Here is a 16749-nt window from a genome sequence, read left to right as displayed (position 1 = left end):
AGTTATTTTTTAGTTCCTGCGTGTCCTCTAAAGTTTCTGGTAGGAGCAAATTCACCTAGTTTATGACCTACCATGAATTCTGTTACGTAAACAGGGATAAACTTATTTCCGTTATGAACGGCGAAAGTATGTCCAACAAAATCAGGTGTGATAGTGCTGCGACGACTCCATGTTTTGATAACGTTTCTCTTTACTTTACCGTCGTTAATCGCAACTACTTTACCTTCTAGGTTAGCATCTACGTAAGGACCTTTTTTAATCGAACGACCCATAATTATTTGAGTTTACTGGTCTATTAGTTATTTTAATTATTTCTTCTGGTTAAATTATTTAGCCAGTTTTTTACCGTTTCTGCGCTGGATGATTAACTTATCGCTTCCTTTTCCTCTGGTACGAGTTTTCTCACCTTTTGCGTATTTACCGGTTCTGCTACGAGGATGACCTCCGGAAGCTCTACCTTCACCACCACCCATCGGGTGATCTACAGGGTTCATCGCAACACCTCTTACGCGTGGACGGATACCCTTCCAACGATTCTTACCAGCTTTACCAGCGGTTTCAAGGTTATGGTCGCTATTAGAAACAACACCAACAGTTGCGTAACAGTTAATTAATACTTTTCTCAATTCACCAGAAGGCATTTTCAATACAGCGTATTTTTCTTCCTTATTGGCTAACTGAGCAGAAGCACCAGCACTTCTTACCATTTTACCACCCTGTCCAGGTTGTAATTCAATGTTGTGGATGATGGTACCCAAAGGCATATTTTTCATAGCCAATGCGTTTCCAACTTCAGGAGCAACTGCATCACCTGCAATTACTGTCTGTCCAACCTGAATACCTTGAGGAGCAATAATGTAGCGCTTTTCACCATCAGTATATTGAACCAATGCAATAAATGCAGTACGGTTTGGATCGTATTCTACAGATACTACTGTAGCAGCAATATCTCTTTTATTACGCTTAAAATCTATGATACGGTAGTGGTGCTTGTTTCCACCACCCATGTAACGCATAACTCTACGACCCTGAGAGTTACGGCCAGCAGTGCTTTTTTGAGGCTCTAACAAGCTCTTCTCAGGCTTATTAGTAGTAATCTCAGCATAAGCATTTCCAATTCTCCAACGAGTTCCTGCTGTGATTGGTTTGTACTTTTTTAGTGCCATTGTTTATTTTTTTGTGCGGAATTCTCAGCTCCGCTGCTATAAATTAAATATTTGCGTAAAGATCAATTGTTTCACCTTCTGCTACAGTAACATAAGCTTTCTTGTAAGCAGACTTCATACCCTGAATAAAACCAGCTTTTGTGTAACGGGCTTTATTTTTTCCTGGAGCTACTGCAGTGTTAACATCTACTACGTTTACACCATAGAAATCTTCAATAGCTTTCTTGATCTCCAACTTGTTTGCCTTACGGTTTACCTTGAAAGCATACTTTCTTAGCGAATCCTGCTGAGCGTTTGCTTTTTCGGTTAATATAGGCTTTATTAAAATTTCTGACTGTCTCATTTTGTATGATTGAAACGTTACTTAAATTAAGCTGCTGCTTCTTCTTCGTTGAAGATTTTCACAGTGTTCTCTGTTATTACTAATACATCTGCATTCATGATATCGTAAGTGTTGATGTCAGCTAACAAAGTGCTGCCAACATTTGGAACGTTACGAGAACTTAGGTACAGATTATCGTTGTACTCAGGTAAAACAATTAGTGCTTTTTTATCAGCAACTTTCAAGTTACCCATGATGTCTACCAATTGCTTGGTTTTAGGAGCATCCATTTTAATTTCTTCTACAACTACGATAGCACTTTCTTTTGCTTTGTAGCTTAAGGCAGAAATCTTAGCCAAATCCTTCACTTTACGGTTCAATTTGAAATCGTAAGCGTGAGGTTTTGGTCCAAAGATGGTACCACCACCCTTGTATAAAGGGTTACGGATATTACCTTTACGAGAACCACCGGTTCCTTTTTGCTTGTGCAACTTGCGGCTTGCACCGTGAACTTCTGCACGGGTTTTAACCTTGTGCGTTCCAGAACGACGAGCGGCTAAGTATTGCTTAACAGCTAGATAGATAACGTGGTCATTAGGTTCAATACCAAAGATTTCCTGTGGTAATTCAACCGTTCTACCGGTTTTCTGTCCTTTTATATCTAATACATCTACTTGCATGATCTTTCAATTAATCTGTCAATTAAACAGGGTGATTATTTCTGAATTAAAACGATAGAACCGTTATGACCTGGAACAGATCCACTGATCAGGATATAGTTCTTTTCTGAAAATATTTTAACTACTTTCAAACCTTTCATTTTAACACGGTCTCCACCCATACGACCGGCCATTCTCATACCCTTGAATACACGAGAAGGATAAGAAGATCCACCGATAGAACCTGGAGCACGCTGACGATCGTGCTGACCATGCGATGCTTCACCCACACCAGAGAAACCATGGCGCTTTACAACACCCTGGAAACCTTTACCTTTTGTGGTTCCAACAACTTCAACAGTATCACCTTCAGAGAAGATGTCAACTGTTACCGTTTCACCTAAATTCTTTTCTATTGAGTAGTTGCGAAATTCCTTAACGAATTTCTTGGCTGGAGTCTGAGCCTTTGCGAAGTGATTGATTTCGGCTTTTGTAGCGTGCTTTTCTTTCTTGTCTTCGAATGCTAATTGTACTGCAGAATAACCATCAGTTTCCTGCGTCTTGATTTGAGTTACGGTATTCGGAGCAACTTCAACGATGGTACAAGCTGTTTGCTTACCATCAGCGGCGAAGATGCTGGTCATGCCGATTTTTTTTCCAATAATTCCTTTCATCGTTTTGCGGTTTATGCCCCGCTCGGTTATGAGGACATCCCACCGATGAAGCGGGATTCAATCCTAGTTTGCTACCGACCTTTTCCTTTGTTTTCCAGTATTAAACTGGAAGGGGAAGTACCGGTAGTAAACAAACCTCGAAGGGCCTGTTTATATGTTATGCACCAGCTTCATTGTAAAGCTGATGATTTATTTTTTTGATCAGAGCTGCTTTCTCAGTGTTGAGCTGATTGGCAGATAATATATTTAGTAAGAACTAATGCTGCCTGCTTTCAGACAGCGGCTTGTATTATCAAGCTTTAATTTCAACCTCAACACCAGATGGCAAATCCAATTTGCTCAACGCATCTACTGTTCTTGAAGAAGAAGTGTAGATATCCATTAGACGCTTGTGCGTAGCTAACTGGAACTGCTCACGGCTCTTCTTATTAACGTGTGGTGAACGCAATACAGTGAAAATTTTCTTGTGAGTAGGCAAAGGAATTGGACCTGTTACTACTGCACCTGTACTACGTACTGTCTTAACGATCTTCTCTGCAGATTTATCTACAAGATTGTGATCGTATGATTGTAATTTGATTCTGATTCGCTGAGACATAGTCAAAAACCAATTTTTACGTTGGGGTTGCAAAGGTAAGGAGCTGTAATTGAACAGACAAGTTTTTTATGTTTTTTTTCGCCTTTTTTGTGGATTTATTTTTTAATTTTTTACCAAAACGGCGGTTTTCCACAAAATATGCGGTAGTATTAAATTTTATTTGAATATATAATACGAAAACAAGCGCTTCCATCTTTCAAAAAAAAAACCGCTCCTACCCTTTTCCCCTCCGTCATTTTATAAAAAACGCCCCGATTAAAATCGGGGCGCATATTACAAGTCAATTATATTTTATACTAGATGATATTAATCATCGCTCTTAACCTTACCCTTGTTCTTTGCCATTACTTCTTCAGCAACGTTATTTGGTGCTGGGTTGTAATGAGAGAACTCCATGGTAGAAGTTGCACGACCAGAGCTCAATGAACGCAACTGAGTTACATAACCAAACATTTCGCTCAATGGAACTTTAGCTTTGATAACCTGTAGGTTGGCACGGCTGTCCATACCTTCCAGCATACCACGACGACGGTTCAAGTCTCCGGTAACATCACCCATGTACTGATCTGGAGTTAATACTTCCACTTTCATGATAGGCTCTAACAAAGTAGGCTTAGCCTTACGTCCCGCTTCACGGAAACCAGACTTTGCACACAATTCAAAGCTCATGGCATCAGAATCCACATCGTGGTAGCTACCATCGAATACGCGGATCTTCATGTTGTTTACAGGGTAACCTGCCAACACACCAGAACTCATTGCAGTTTCAAAACCTTTTATGATTGCAGGAACAAATTCCTTAGGGATAGATCCACCAAATAAGTCATTTACAAACTGGAAGCTCTTTCCTTCATTTGCTGCTAACCACTCTTCATCAGCTGGTCCAATTTCAAACTGAATATCAGCGAATTTACCACGACCACCAGACTGCTTCTTCAATACTTCTCTGTGCTGGATAGTAGTTCCGAAAGACTCTTTGTAAGCCACCTGAGGAGCGCCCTGGTTAACTTCTACTTTAAATTCACGACGCATACGGTCAATGATGATTTCAAGGTGCAATTCACCCATACCACGAAGGATGGTCTGACCTGTATCTTCATCTGTATTTACACGTAAGGTAGGATCTTCTTCTACTAATTTTGCAATAGCCATACCCATTTTGTCAACGTCAGCCTGAGTCTTAGGTTCAACTGCAATAGCAATTACCGGTTCAGGAATGAACATGTTTTCCAAAGTGATTGGATGGTTTTCATCACAAAGGGTATCTCCTGTTTTAATTTCTTTGAAACCAACAGCAGCACCAATATCACCAGCTTCAATGAAGTCAATTGGGTTTTGCTTGTTTGCAAACATCTTCATGATACGGCTGATTCGCTCTTTCTTACCGCTTCTTACGTTCAATACATAAGAACCTGCATCCAAGTGACCAGAGTAGCAACGGAAGAATGCAAGACGACCTACGAAAGGATCTGTCATGATTTTGAAAGCCAATGCAGAGAATGGTTCTTTAGCGCTAGGCTTTCTAGTGATAGTAGCACCTGTATCAGGATCGGTACCTACTGTATCTTCAATATCCACTGGAGAAGGCAGGTAACGACAAACCGCATCTAAAGCAGTTTGTACACCTTTATTTTTGAATGAAGAGCCACACATCATTGGAACAATGCTCAAATCAATACAAGCTTTACGGATGGCTTCGTGAACTTCTGCTTCAGAAATTGAATCAGGATTATCAAAGAATTTCTCCATTAAGTTGTCATCGTATTCAGCAACTGCTTCAATCAGGTTTTGTCTCCAATGCATCACATCTTCCATCATATCAGCTGGAACATCAATTTCATCAAAAGTCATTCCCTCTGTTTCAGCATGCCATACAATACCCTTCATTTTAATAAGGTCAACAACCCCTTTAAAATTATCTTCAGCACCAATTGGCAACTGCAACGGAACTGCTTTTGCACCTAACATTTCTTTCACCTGGTTAACCACGTTTAAGAAATCTGCACCAGCACGGTCCATTTTATTTACGAAACCAATACGAGGTACTTTATAACGATTCGCTTGACGCCAAACGGTTTCAGACTGAGGCTCTACACCATCTACTGCAGAGAACAATGCAATCAAACCATCCAATACACGCATAGAACGCTCTACTTCTACAGTAAAGTCCACGTGTCCGGGAGTATCGATGATGTTGAAATAATAAGACTTGGTTTCAGGAGTAGACTTTCCCAATACAGTAGGGAAATTCCACTGACAGCTTACTGCTGCAGAGGTAATCGTAATACCTCTTTCCTTTTCCTGCTCCATCCAGTCGGTAGTAGCACCACCATCGTGTACTTCACCAATCTTGTGGATCATACCAGTGTAGCGCAAAATACGCTCGGTGGTAGTGGTTTTACCGGCATCAATGTGAGCGGCAATACCAAAGTTTCGTTGAAATTTCAAATCAGCCATATAGTATTCTTATTTTTTTAGAGGCCGCAAAGGTACAGATAATCCCGAACCAACAAAGGGTTCAGGCCCATTTATTTGTTTTGGGGATAAAATATTGAACAATTACATCATTCGGTCTGCCGGGTAAAGTATAGATCTGCGGAGCAACCGGATATTAAACAAACAGAAAGTGGTAAAAGATCGGAAGCTCCAAAAACAAAAAAGCCCCGGATAAATCCAGGGCTTTCAGAAATTTTATATGCTTACACTTTAAAGTGTGAGAATGCCTTGTTGGCTTCAGCCATACGATGCGTATCTTCTTTCTTTTTGAAAGCAGCACCTTCACCTTTAGCAGCTGCCATAATTTCATTTGACAATTTATCTGCCATTGTACGACCGTTTCTTTCGCGGCTGTAGCGGATTAACCACTTCATGCTCAAAGAGATTTTACGGTCAGGGCGAACTTCAGAAGGAATCTGGAAAGTAGCACCACCAATTCTGCGGCTTCTTACTTCTACAGCAGGAGTTACATTGGCAATGGCTTTTTTCCATACCTCGTATCCATCTTCACCAGTAGTTTTTGTTATTTTATCAACTGCATCATAAAAAATGTTGATGGCAGTACTTTTTTTACCATCCCACATCAGGTTGTTGATGAAGCGGGTTACCAATTTGTCGTTGAAGCGACCATCTGGCGCTAAGGGTAATTTTTTGGCTTGTGCTTTACGCATTGTTTAATTTTTAAAAAGGACTGAAGGTCTTCAAGTATTAAAACTTTACTCAGTCACTATAGTGAATAAAACTATTTCTTAGCTTTTTCTTTCTTGGTACCGTACTTGGAACGGCTCTGCTTACGGTCTTTAACACCAGCAGTATCCAAGCTACCACGAACGATATGGTAACGTACACCCGGTAAGTCCTTAACACGACCACCACGGATTAATACAATAGAGTGCTCCTGTAGGTTGTGGCCTTCACCCGGAATATAGGCGATAACCTCAACTTTATTGGTCAAACGCACTTTCGCTACTTTACGCAAAGCAGAGTTTGGTTTTTTAGGAGTAGTAGTATATACACGAGTACATACACCACGACGCTGAGGACATGCATCCAAAGCTCTAGACTTACTCTTAGCCCTGATAATTTCGCGGCCTTTTCTAACTAATTGTTGTATTGTAGGCATTATAAACCATTTAAAATTTCGGACGGCAAAGGTAATGGCTCTAAATGAGAATCCAAAATGTTTTCCAAAAAAAAGTATTTCTACGGGCAAAAAAAAGGGATTTAGCCCAATTTTCATCCCCCTGTTGTTTGTAAAACAAATATATGCTTGCTTTACAAAGTAGCCCCGCAAAGCCCCCAGCCTAAGTTATGAGGCCATATTTCATTGTACTTCTGTTACTGTTTACGGCAACAGAACCGGTACTATTTGCTCAAACATCCCATCCACTGGTTTACTTTCAGGTGGGAGATAAACTGGAACAAAATTTTAACTCCCTCCCAGGTTCGGGAACGTTTCTTCTTTCAGGAAAGGGGCCATATGCCCTTGGGTTGTCCCCTTTAGGATTTACCGGAATGTCGGGATGGGAACTGATTCACCGATCCGGAACAGGGGCAAATGCCCTTTTTACGATTGGCAGCGGAACAGCTACATCTGCAGGGGTATACAGCGTGGGAAATACAGCTTCAGACAGGGCGCTGGGCACATTAAGTGCTGGTACAGGAGTCTATTCAATTGGATTGATTATAACTAACGAAACAGGCAAGACCCTGCAAACGGTTACCGGATCGTTCACGGCAGAACAATGGCGTAAAGGAGGATCTGGCAACGTGAATACCTGGACAGGCAAACTGGCAACAGGTAAGTTTTCTCAGATCAATCCTCCCCAACTAACCCTGGCCCCTTCACTCAACTTTAGCTCAATAATAAACAGTACTGGCGGGGGAAGTTTAAATGGTAACAGTCCTGAAAACCAGAGAATCATCCCTTTTACCATTGCAGGAATTAATTGGAAACCAGGAGAACAACTGATTATACAATGGGATGACATGGATGAAAACGGAAGCGATGACTTAATGGCGATTGATGATTTTAGTTTTCGTGCAGACACTTTAGTAACGGTAAGCAATCAGGTATACATAGACAGTTTATATTCTATGGCTAGTAAAATAACTAATGCAGATACTATCAGCTATGCATTTAAAGCCAGTAGTGATATTACAGGATTAAGTATTTCCAATTTTGCATTGCAGACGCAGGGCCTCATTAATACTTCAATCACAGCAGTAAATGGCAATGGAAACGATTATTTCATAAAAGTATATACAGGTACGGGTGAGGGAAAAATGGTTTTAGGTATCAGCAATAACAACAACTTAATTCCAGGACTTTCTGGCCTCCCCTTTTTCAGTATTGATACGCAATTAGTAGATAAAATAAATCCCACACATATCAATACAATTACCAATGAAGCGTCAATTTTAAAAACAGGTGATACATTGATTCTGAAGTTAGGGTTTAACGAGTTGGTTCATATAGATCCGTTACAAAGCAGTCAATCCATTCCCATTAAAATAGGTAGCCAGATAAAACAAGCAGTATATAGTCATGGAAATCAATCCCAGGAACTTTTTTTCAAATACAAAATTACTAGCAGTGATAAGGACGCCGATGGTATTAGCTTCTCAAACGATGCTGCGCAACAATTTCCACTTATAAAAGACAGGGCTGAAAACCCGGCGATAATCAATCTGGATTCCACAAACTTAAAAAGGTTACGTATCAATGCAGGTTCTGTACAATTCAAATATCCTGCAGATACATTACTGAAACAATGCAACAACAGAGACAGTATTGATATAGCTAATCTGCTTGCTACAGACAGTAGCCTGAATGGCGAGATCTTGCAATGGCAAATTATCAGACAACCTAGTTTCTGGAAGAGCAACCAGACTTCGGTAATTATGTACAGTACAGGCGGGACTTTACAACCTCAATCCTGGAAATTTACATCCGAGAAAGTTAACAAAACTGATACGCTGAGCATTAAAGTAAGCAATGGATCGGCAAGCAGCATTAAAAATATTTTTCTGACCGCTGAAAGTTGGATAGGACTGATAGATAGCAACTGGCACAATGCAGGCAACTGGTGCAACAATTCATTACCCGATGAAAATGCAACTGTAACGCTACAATCATCCGCTGTCTGGCAACCGACACTCACTCTAACCCATGCTATCAGAAATTTAATCGTAACAGAAAACGCTTCCCTTCGTATTACAGGTTCATTGGCCATTTATGGTTTTATTCAAGCAGACAGCAATAGTATTCATGCCATGTCTGGCAATATTGAATGGAAAGGAAATACAACTCAAAGTATTTCAGGATTTCCCTTTAAACAAAGAGCTATCGGAGGACTCATATTGAATAATTTTTCGGGCGCAAGTATCACTGACAGCGTCCTGATTTATCAGTATTTACAGTTGAAATCGGGAACACTCAAAACCAATGAACAATTGTATTTCAAAAGTGCTGCAATTATACAGGCAGCAGCTCAGGAATCTGCCATCATTGGAAAAATATTCAATGAAAATATCTTTAAACAAAAACCAGCTGGCATATATATGGCAGGACATCCATTTACTGACAGTGTCAACATAAATCAATGGATTCCTGTTCCGAATATGCATGTAGTCAGTACCACTAAACTTACAGACAGTTCATCCATTGAAGCAGGATGGCAATCGCTGTTTCTTGATAGTACAAAAGGAATATGGCAACCTAAACATGTTGTCCGTATTACAATTGAGGATACAACAAACAGAAGTAAATGGCCTGATTATCTGAAAGGTCAGCCCGTTACAGGAAATTATAATTATCCGCTTGGCACAGGTGGGAATGGATTTTACCAGATAATCAACCCTTATTTAAGCCCTGTATATTCAAGTAAAATTGTAACGGGTACAGGAATGAGTAATTACAAATACATTTGGAATCCGCAGCTAGGAAAATCTGGAGGATATAGTACACTTCCAATGAATCAGGAACAAATACTGGACCCTTATGCCAGTTTGATTCTTTATGCTGATAGCGCAAAAAACAAAGAACTGCTTTTTACGGAAGCAGCAAAATCAAATATCTGGAGCAAAGGTGAGATTGCTGACTACGATGAAAAAACAGGATACTATGTACAGCTAGACTTACTACAGAATAATACACTGCAAGACAGATTGATTATTCGTGAACAACCTGGAGCTAGAAATAATAAAGAAATGTATGATGCAGTAAAATTGTTGAACCCGGGCATTAACTTTTACAGCAGGTCTGCTGATAACAAGAAACTGGCTATAGACAGTCGCGTATTTAGTGAACAGTCATTTATCCAACTTGAGCTTTCCAATCTCGAAAACGGAAATTACATTTTAAAAACAGAAAATGCATTCATGCCAGTTCAGCCAAAACTAGTTCTATACGATAACTACACCAGCCGGCAACTAAACTTACAAAAAGACAGCAGCTTAGCATTCAGTATTAACAATGATTCTGCAAGCAGAAGTCCAACCCGTTTCTATATTGCCAAATGGGCACCAAAAGCAATAATACCCCTGACCAATCAACTAACGGTTAAAATCTATCCCAACCCTTCAAGTTCTGAAATGAATGTTATCATTAACGCTGCAGTGCCAGGAAACAGTGTATTGCGCATTTATAATATGGAGGGAACGCTTCTGAAAACGATTGTTGCTGGGACCATACAACAGGGATTCATCCGCATTCCCATAAGTAACCTGACCAATGGCCAATATCTGCTGCAGGTAACCAGCGGAAGTCATCAACAGAACATTCCATTCTTTAAGCAATAAATCAGGTGCAGGCGATATGTAAAAAATCAAAACCTTGTCATTTTCAAAAACGATCATGCATAAAAAAGCCCCGGGAAATTCCGGGGCTTTCAGTTTTTATCTCTCCTGTAACAAAATTAAACTGGTAGCATCCATCCGTATTTATCTTCTGTTTTTCCCTGACGGATTTCATTTAATCGCTGTTTCAATGTTGGAGCAATCGTCCATTTTTCCGTATCAAAGAACATGGATTCATCTTTATAACGAAGCTCTTTTATCAAAGAAATGGTTGCCGCTGTTCCTGCACCAAATACTTCTCTTAACTGACCGGCTTTATAAGCTTCCATCAATTCGTCAATGGTGATTTTTCTTTCTACCACTTCCAGTCCCATCTCTTCCAATATAGTAAGGGCACTCATTCTGGTAATACCAGCCAAAATAGTTCCCTCTTCCAAAGATGGAGTTATAGCCTGATTACCAATTATGAAAAATACATTCATCATACCCACTTCTTGCAAATACTTATGTTCAAAAGCATCAGTCCATAGTACCTGATCATATCCCATTTCTTTTGCTAGATTGGTTGGATACATGCTGGATCCATAGTTACCAGCATTCTTGGAGAATCCTACTCCACCTGTTACTGCACGTGTATATTTTTCTTCCACAAAAATACGCATGGGCGTACTGAAATACGGACCAGTAGGGCTCAGGATAATCATAAACTTATAAGAATCCGAAGGTTTCACTCCCAACACTGCATCAGAAGCAAACATAAAAGGTCTGATATAAAGAGAATGATCTGGCATGGATGGAATCCAGTTTCGATCCAACTTTACTAGCTCCTTCATTCCATCAATAAAAATTTCTTCAGGAACGGTTGGCATTTGCATTCTGGTTGCAGATATGTTGAAACGCTTGAAATTTTCATACGGTCTGAAAATAGCAGCTTCCCCTGCTTCATTTTTATAAGCTTTAATCCCCTCAAAAATAGACTGACCATAATGTATGGCAGCCAACGAAGGATCCATTGACAAAGCTTCGTAAGGTCTTATTTCAACATTCTTCCACACTCCATTACTGTAATCAGCAACCAACATATGATCGGTAAACACCCTGCCGAAAGGAATATTTTCCAAACTGATCGTATCCAACTTAGACTTTTCGGTTCTCTTAATGTTTATGTCCAGTACTGCGTTCATAGTTTTATATTTGGCGCAAAGAAACAAAAAAAATAAAAAACTAACAAATGTTAATATTCAAACAGCGTAACCATGGCTGAACACTTACCCGATTTTGTGCTGGCGCAACTATATCCAAACAGTCTGGTTATTGTTGATACGGACTCCGCAAAACCCCAACCAGAGCAGAACCAGTCAGCTTTCACAGAGATAACGAAAGAGGAAAAAGCTACAAGCGATCCAGTAGAAATCAGTCCTAATATTTCCACAACTTTAACAGATGAACTATCTGTACCAACGCAACAATTGCCGCTAAAAGAAAGACCTGAAAACTGGTACCTGGGTAAAAATGCGAAAAAAATAACCATTCTGGTTCAGGAACTAGATGCAGTTTTCTTGAATGACGCCAATCTGGATTTTCTAACCAAAATACTGGGCGCCTGTAAATTAAATATGGGAGATGTTGCAGTAATCAACACTGCACGATACCTTGCTCTGTATCCGGAAATCAAAAAAGAATTATCTCCTTCTACCTGTATTTTCTTTGGTGTTAAAACAAGTGATATTCAACTTCCCTTTATTATACCCGATTATCAGATTCAGCAATACGATCAGTGTAAATTTCTGGCTGCCCCTGTATTTGCCAGTTTTACCGCAGACAGCGCTAAATCCAAATTAGAGAAAACAAAACTTTGGGTTAGTTTAAAAACGCTTTTCAATATTTAACCAACTATGCCTACTGAAATAATTTTTGCAACCAACAATGCAAATAAAGTAAAAGAGATAAAAGCAGTTACCGGCAATCAGCTGAATATTCTGTCTTTGGAAGAAGCCGGGATTCTCATTGACATACCGGAGCCGCATGAAACCCTTGAAGATAACGCCAGTGAAAAATCAAATGTTATTCACCAGTTAACGGGTAAAAATTGTTTTAGTGAAGACACCGGATTGGAAGTAGAAGCACTCAATGGTGCACCTGGTGTTAAGAGTGCTAGATATGCCGGAGATAACAGAGACTTTCAGATGAACATTGATTTACTTTTGAACAATCTGTTACCCCACACCAATAAATCTGCACAATTCCGGACTGTTATTTCTTTAATCTGGAACAACCAGCAATACCTGTTTGAAGGAATCTGTAAGGGCCAAATTACCCATCAGGCCAAAGGCTTATCGGGATTTGGATACGACCCGGTTTTTATTCCGGATGGCTCAGATAAAACATTTGCAGAAATGAACATGGACGAAAAAAACCAATACAGTCACAGAAAAAAAGCCATGCAACAGTTGCTTAATTTTTTCCATAAAAATGGAATCATCTAATTGTATATGAATCGCATCAAAATTAATTTGCCAGAACATTTCAGCTTCTCCACTCATCTTCAAATCAGAGTGACCGACTTAAACTATGGCGGACACGTAGGAAATGATACTGTCTTATCTCTGTTGCAGGAAGCAAGACAACAATTTTTACAATCCCGTGGTTATGCTGAATTACAGGTTGAAAGTTATGGATTGATTATGGCTGATGCAATGGTGGAATACAAAAAAGAAATGAACCATCTAGATCAAATAAAGATTGAAATCGTTGCAACTGACTTTGATAAAATGGGATTTGACCTGTATTACAAAGTAACCATTCAAAAAAACGGGGAAGAAATTTTGGCAGTGAGAGCTAAAACAGGCATGATGCTTTTTGATTACCAAATTGGCAAAAAAGTTTCGATGACCGATAAAATCATCGCTGTTTTACATTAAAGCGATAGAATGCAATTATCCAATGTTTTACTAACTATTCCAAATACGCCAACTTTCTTCAGCCTGTAATACAAGCATTTCATAGCCATTCTGCACAGTAGCCCCTTGTTGCATCCCCAACTCCATAAACCGGGTTGTTTCTGGATTGTAAATCAAATCAAATAAATGGTGATGGAGTCCCAAAGCTTTATATGGAATAGCTGGCGCAGCAGCTATATCAGGAAATTGACCAACAGGACTGGTATTAATGATTAAGGTATATTTTTTTAGAAGTTCTGCATCTACCTGGTTGTATTGAATGGTTTGGTTATCCGTATTTCTGGAAACAAACAAGTAGGAGATCTGAAGCTTTCGCAGTACATAAGCTACTGCTGCAGCCGCTCCCCCTGTACCCAGAATCAAAGCATTGGTATGAGACGGTTTTAAAAAAGGCAGCAGGGATTGTTCAAAACCAATGATATCTGTATTAAATCCATTAAGTTTCCCATTTTTAATATGCACACAATTACAAGCACCCATTTCCCTAACTGCTTCGTTCATTTCATGTAAGAAAGGAATGATTTGTTTTTTATAAGGAATGGTTACATTGAATCCATTTAAAAAAGGGTTGTCTACTAACAACTGAGGGAACTGCTCAATGGATGGAATAGCAAAATTCTGATAATAAAATGCTGTCAATCCCAATTGACTGAATTTCTCCGTAAAATAACGCTGCGAAAATGAATGGGTTAACGGATATCCCAATAATCCATAAAGTTGCATACTAGGCTTTGTCCAGGTAAAGATGAAATGTATCCCCTCTCAGGCCAATACGCATGGCTTCCAACGGCAAAACTTCATTGGGTGCTATATTACCCAGATTTACATTGCAGCCAATTAACTCAAGGAAATACAATTGCTGTGCTTTTTGTGGCGCTTCCCAGATTATTTTATCGGCAGGTATCTGGGTAAGAATTTCCTGTACCAACCCCTCTCTAACTTCACCACTTCCTCTGTAGATGCCTACATTACCTGCTTCACGCGCTTCCGCAATTACGTAAGAAGAACCTGCTTCCAATTCAGCACGCATTAATTCAATCCATTTATAAGGAGGAATAATATGAGCAGCATCCTTGCTGCCCACTTCACTCAATACAGTAGCATATTGAGTTAACTTTTCAATATATCCGCATTTCTCGGCATGAGGAATGGTAATGGAACCATCCGACACTTCAATATAGCTAACTCCATATTCTTTACATATTTCTACATAATCATCAAACTGATTCCTAATTAAGAATGCTTCGAACAAGGTCCCGCCAAAATAAACAGGCATATTGGCTTCTCGGTAAACGGCTAATTTTTCCTTTAGGTTAGGCGTAACAAATGAGGTTCCAAATCCAAGCTTAACAATGTCTACATGAGGACCAGCTACACTTAAAAAATCTTTAACCTGATTGATGCTTAACCCTTTATCCATCACCATGGTTAAGCCTGAAGTTCTGGGTTGCTTTGTGCGTTCTGGAATTTGTGTAAGTCTGTAGTTCATTCGGAGATCATTGTTGAACAACAAAAATACATATTTATATTTTCTTTCCTTTCTTGTACCTGGCTACAATGTCTACAATCTGGTTGTTTTGTAATACAGAAGGATTTAATTCCAGTAACTTTTTGAGCAGTTTGGGGGATTTCTCCATGCCAGCTTCCAGTTTTAGCAATGCTTCCTTGGTTCTTCCCAACTCGAGTAAAATGGCTGTTGCATAATAATAAAAGACAGGTTTTTCTCCGGTGGCCATAAACGCAGCAATGCATTGTTCATAAGCTTCTTCCATCATGTCCGCATTAATCAGACACCTGAGTAAAGCTTCCCAGCCCGCAACAGACTTACTCTTGTGCTTAACAGCAGTCCCAAAATAAATGATGGCATCTTTGAATTTACCCAGATTCATCATGCACTCTCCCATCGCGAGATTGTATTCAGGAAGGGTTCGGTTCATGCGCATGGCATTCTCCAGTTGTTTTGCCGCGGCCTGCCACTGCTCTTCCAGCATATAGGTTACTGCAATTTTGTAGTGGAGTTTACTGTCTCCCGCATTCAGGTGAACAGCTTTTTTATAATTAAACCTTGCCTGTGCATATTTACCCATGCGATGATAACAATGACCAATGGCTTCATAAATTACATCTTCGGGGCGGCTTAATTCTAAGACTTTTTCCAGAACTTCAATGGCCTCCTTGTATTTGCGCAAGCGAAGAAAAGCATCCCCCATATTCCGGTATGCATAGTCAAATTTCTCATCAATTGCTACAGCATACTGATAGGCATCAATGGCTTTTTCGTAGAGCTTTAACCCCTGAAAGGCCGCTGCCAGGTTAAACCAAGCAAGTTCACTGAAGGGATTTTCTTCAATAATGGTCTGATGTAATTTGATGCTTTCTTCATTCCTTCCCGTAAAATCTGTCCAGAAACAGATTTTATACAATGCTTCTTCGTTATTGGGATCCTGTTCTAAAATAAGTTGAAGACAATCAAAAACCTTATCAAATTCTTCATAATCATCATAAACATCTGCCAATTCAAACAATAAGTCAAGTCTTTCTTCCCCTTCAAATAACTGTAATGCTGATTCTAGTAACTCGGCTGCTTTGGCCGGTTGATCCAAAGCTAGGTAGGCATCTGTCTTTAAGATAAACAGATTCAGATCTGTGCTGTCAAAAAGGGCTGCTGTTTCTAATAAACTGAGTGCTTCCTTGTATTTTCGGGTTGCCAACAACAAATCTGCCTTCTTTATCATCAGACTCGCTGAATAAGGGAACTGTTCCAAACCAAGGTCTGCTGCCTCCATCGCTTCCGGCAAATCGTCCTTTTCATCATAATAATCAATGATGCGTTCAAACGCCTCTTCTTCTAAATATGGGTGACTTCTACCATGTTTAAGATGCTGATATTGAATAATCAACTCTTTCAATGCTTCCCTGTCTTCGCGATACGGATTGTTACTCATGGGTGAAGGTTTACCTAATTTAGACAATAATTTGTACTTTTTTTTGTTAAAACCAAACTTTTTGGCCCTTATTAACGTTTGTTAATAAAAATAATTCGTTAAAATATTTAGGATATATCCTACCTTTGC

General features: G+C 39.5%; 17 protein-coding genes. 4 read left to right on the top strand and 13 right to left on the bottom strand.

The annotated features are described in order from the left end of the window. Nucleotides 1–2 precede the first annotated feature (2 nt). The 9 genes from rpsS to rpsL form a co-directional block, all read right to left on the bottom strand. Entirely contained in the window at nt 3–272 is a 270-nt protein-coding gene (gene rpsS, locus TEGAF0_RS00470; protein WP_026763916.1) for a 30S ribosomal protein S19, read from the bottom strand. A 54-nt stretch (nt 273–326) separates the two neighbouring features. Continuing rightward, nucleotides 327–1166: a 50S ribosomal protein L2 gene (gene rplB, locus TEGAF0_RS00465; RefSeq protein WP_264899171.1), complete on the bottom strand. Its 840-nt coding sequence runs from the start codon at nt 1164–1166 to the stop codon at nt 327–329. Between the two features lie 43 nt (nt 1167–1209). Further along, entirely contained in the window at nt 1210–1509 is a 300-nt protein-coding gene (rplW, locus tag TEGAF0_RS00460) for a 50S ribosomal protein L23 (protein WP_264899170.1), read from the bottom strand. A 26-nt stretch (nt 1510–1535) separates the two neighbouring features. Continuing rightward, on the bottom strand, nt 1536–2168 hold the full coding sequence (rplD, locus tag TEGAF0_RS00455; RefSeq protein WP_264899169.1) for a 50S ribosomal protein L4: 633 nt from the start codon (nt 2166–2168) through the stop codon (nt 1536–1538). A gap of 35 nt (nt 2169–2203) precedes the next feature. Then, entirely contained in the window at nt 2204–2821 is a 618-nt protein-coding gene (rplC, locus tag TEGAF0_RS00450) for a 50S ribosomal protein L3 (protein ID WP_264899167.1), read from the bottom strand. 292 nt (nt 2822–3113) lie between these two features. Further along, nucleotides 3114–3419, bottom strand: coding sequence for a 30S ribosomal protein S10 (rpsJ, locus tag TEGAF0_RS00445; RefSeq protein ID WP_026751395.1), 306 nt, complete (start codon nt 3417–3419; stop codon nt 3114–3116). A gap of 306 nt (nt 3420–3725) precedes the next feature. After that, complete coding sequence (gene fusA / locus TEGAF0_RS00440; RefSeq protein WP_264899165.1) at nt 3726–5876, bottom strand: elongation factor G; 2151 nt, start codon at nt 5874–5876, stop codon at nt 3726–3728. 242 nt (nt 5877–6118) lie between these two features. Further along, nucleotides 6119–6586, bottom strand: a complete 468-nt coding sequence (rpsG, locus tag TEGAF0_RS00435; protein ID WP_264899164.1) for a 30S ribosomal protein S7 — start codon at nt 6584–6586, stop codon at nt 6119–6121. A 71-nt stretch (nt 6587–6657) separates the two neighbouring features. Continuing rightward, on the bottom strand, nt 6658–7038 hold the full coding sequence (rpsL, locus tag TEGAF0_RS00430; RefSeq protein ID WP_026751391.1) for a 30S ribosomal protein S12: 381 nt from the start codon (nt 7036–7038) through the stop codon (nt 6658–6660). Between the two features lie 188 nt (nt 7039–7226). On the opposite strand from rpsL, the gene TEGAF0_RS00425 reads away from it, so the two are divergent. Then, on the top strand, nt 7227–10718 hold the full coding sequence (locus TEGAF0_RS00425) for a T9SS type A sorting domain-containing protein (protein WP_264899159.1): 3492 nt from the start codon (nt 7227–7229) through the stop codon (nt 10716–10718). A gap of 116 nt (nt 10719–10834) precedes the next feature. Here TEGAF0_RS00425 and TEGAF0_RS00420 read toward each other — a convergent pair whose 3' ends face one another. Further along, on the bottom strand, nt 10835–11899 hold the full coding sequence (locus TEGAF0_RS00420; RefSeq protein ID WP_264899158.1) for a branched-chain amino acid aminotransferase: 1065 nt from the start codon (nt 11897–11899) through the stop codon (nt 10835–10837). A 72-nt stretch (nt 11900–11971) separates the two neighbouring features. Between TEGAF0_RS00420 and TEGAF0_RS00415 the strand changes: the two genes are divergently transcribed. The 3 genes from TEGAF0_RS00415 to TEGAF0_RS00405 are packed head-to-tail and all read left to right on the top strand — an operon-like array spanning nt 11972 to nt 13636. Continuing rightward, nucleotides 11972–12604 carry a hypothetical protein gene (locus tag TEGAF0_RS00415; RefSeq protein WP_264899156.1) on the top strand — a complete coding sequence of 211 codons (633 nt, stop codon included), beginning with the start codon at nt 11972–11974 and terminating at the stop codon, nt 12602–12604. Between the two features lie 6 nt (nt 12605–12610). Next, a complete protein-coding gene (rdgB, locus tag TEGAF0_RS00410) occupies nt 12611–13201 on the top strand; it encodes an RdgB/HAM1 family non-canonical purine NTP pyrophosphatase (protein ID WP_264899154.1) in 591 nt (196 codons plus the stop codon). Between the two features lie 6 nt (nt 13202–13207). Continuing rightward, nucleotides 13208–13636 (top strand): acyl-CoA thioesterase, encoded by a 429-nt coding sequence (locus tag TEGAF0_RS00405; protein WP_264899152.1) that lies wholly within the window; start codon nt 13208–13210, stop codon nt 13634–13636. Nucleotides 13637–13666: 30 nt separating this feature from the next. On the opposite strand, the gene TEGAF0_RS00400 is transcribed toward TEGAF0_RS00405, so the two are convergent. Genes TEGAF0_RS00400 through TEGAF0_RS00390 form a run of 3 tightly spaced genes read right to left on the bottom strand, consistent with a single transcriptional unit; the run spans nt 13667 to nt 16620 of the window. Beyond that, a complete protein-coding gene (locus TEGAF0_RS00400; protein ID WP_264899150.1) occupies nt 13667–14398 on the bottom strand; it encodes a shikimate dehydrogenase family protein in 732 nt (243 codons plus the stop codon). Nucleotide 14399: 1 nt separating this feature from the next. Then, complete coding sequence (locus tag TEGAF0_RS00395) at nt 14400–15164, bottom strand: phosphosulfolactate synthase (protein WP_264899148.1); 765 nt, start codon at nt 15162–15164, stop codon at nt 14400–14402. A gap of 34 nt (nt 15165–15198) precedes the next feature. After that, the gene (locus tag TEGAF0_RS00390; protein WP_264899146.1) at nt 15199–16620 is read right to left on the bottom strand and encodes a tetratricopeptide repeat protein; all 1422 of its coding nucleotides are present in this window, start codon (nt 16618–16620) and stop codon (nt 15199–15201) included. Nucleotides 16621–16749 lie beyond the last annotated feature (129 nt).

This window comes from Sediminibacterium sp. TEGAF015, from assembly GCF_025997995.1.
Lineage (GTDB): Bacteria > Bacteroidota > Bacteroidia > Chitinophagales > Chitinophagaceae > Sediminibacterium.
The sequence above is the reverse complement of the archived record's forward strand: the minus strand, read 5'-3'. Positions and strand labels throughout refer to the sequence as shown.

Coding starts and splice junctions, on each gene's coding strand:
- rpsS (WP_026763916.1), bottom strand. CDS start 272: ATGGGTCGTTCGATTAAAAAAGGTCCTTACGTAGATGCTAACCTAGAA.
- rplB (WP_264899171.1), bottom strand. CDS start 1,166: ATGGCACTAAAAAAGTACAAACCAATCACAGCAGGAACTCGTTGGAGA.
- rplW (WP_264899170.1), bottom strand. CDS start 1,509: ATGAGACAGTCAGAAATTTTAATAAAGCCTATATTAACCGAAAAAGCA.
- rplD (WP_264899169.1), bottom strand. CDS start 2,168: ATGCAAGTAGATGTATTAGATATAAAAGGACAGAAAACCGGTAGAACG.
- rplC (WP_264899167.1), bottom strand. CDS start 2,821: ATGAAAGGAATTATTGGAAAAAAAATCGGCATGACCAGCATCTTCGCC.
- rpsJ (WP_026751395.1), bottom strand. CDS start 3,419: ATGTCTCAGCGAATCAGAATCAAATTACAATCATACGATCACAATCTT.
- fusA (WP_264899165.1), bottom strand. CDS start 5,876: ATGGCTGATTTGAAATTTCAACGAAACTTTGGTATTGCCGCTCACATT.
- rpsG (WP_264899164.1), bottom strand. CDS start 6,586: ATGCGTAAAGCACAAGCCAAAAAATTACCCTTAGCGCCAGATGGTCGC.
- rpsL (WP_026751391.1), bottom strand. CDS start 7,038: ATGCCTACAATACAACAATTAGTTAGAAAAGGCCGCGAAATTATCAGG.
- TEGAF0_RS00425 (WP_264899159.1), top strand. CDS start 7,227: ATGAGGCCATATTTCATTGTACTTCTGTTACTGTTTACGGCAACAGAA.
- TEGAF0_RS00420 (WP_264899158.1), bottom strand. CDS start 11,899: ATGAACGCAGTACTGGACATAAACATTAAGAGAACCGAAAAGTCTAAG.
- TEGAF0_RS00415 (WP_264899156.1), top strand. CDS start 11,972: ATGGCTGAACACTTACCCGATTTTGTGCTGGCGCAACTATATCCAAAC.
- rdgB (WP_264899154.1), top strand. CDS start 12,611: ATGCCTACTGAAATAATTTTTGCAACCAACAATGCAAATAAAGTAAAA.
- TEGAF0_RS00405 (WP_264899152.1), top strand. CDS start 13,208: ATGAATCGCATCAAAATTAATTTGCCAGAACATTTCAGCTTCTCCACT.
- TEGAF0_RS00400 (WP_264899150.1), bottom strand. CDS start 14,398: ATGCAACTTTATGGATTATTGGGATATCCGTTAACCCATTCATTTTCG.
- TEGAF0_RS00395 (WP_264899148.1), bottom strand. CDS start 15,164: ATGAACTACAGACTTACACAAATTCCAGAACGCACAAAGCAACCCAGA.
- TEGAF0_RS00390 (WP_264899146.1), bottom strand. CDS start 16,620: ATGAGTAACAATCCGTATCGCGAAGACAGGGAAGCATTGAAAGAGTTG.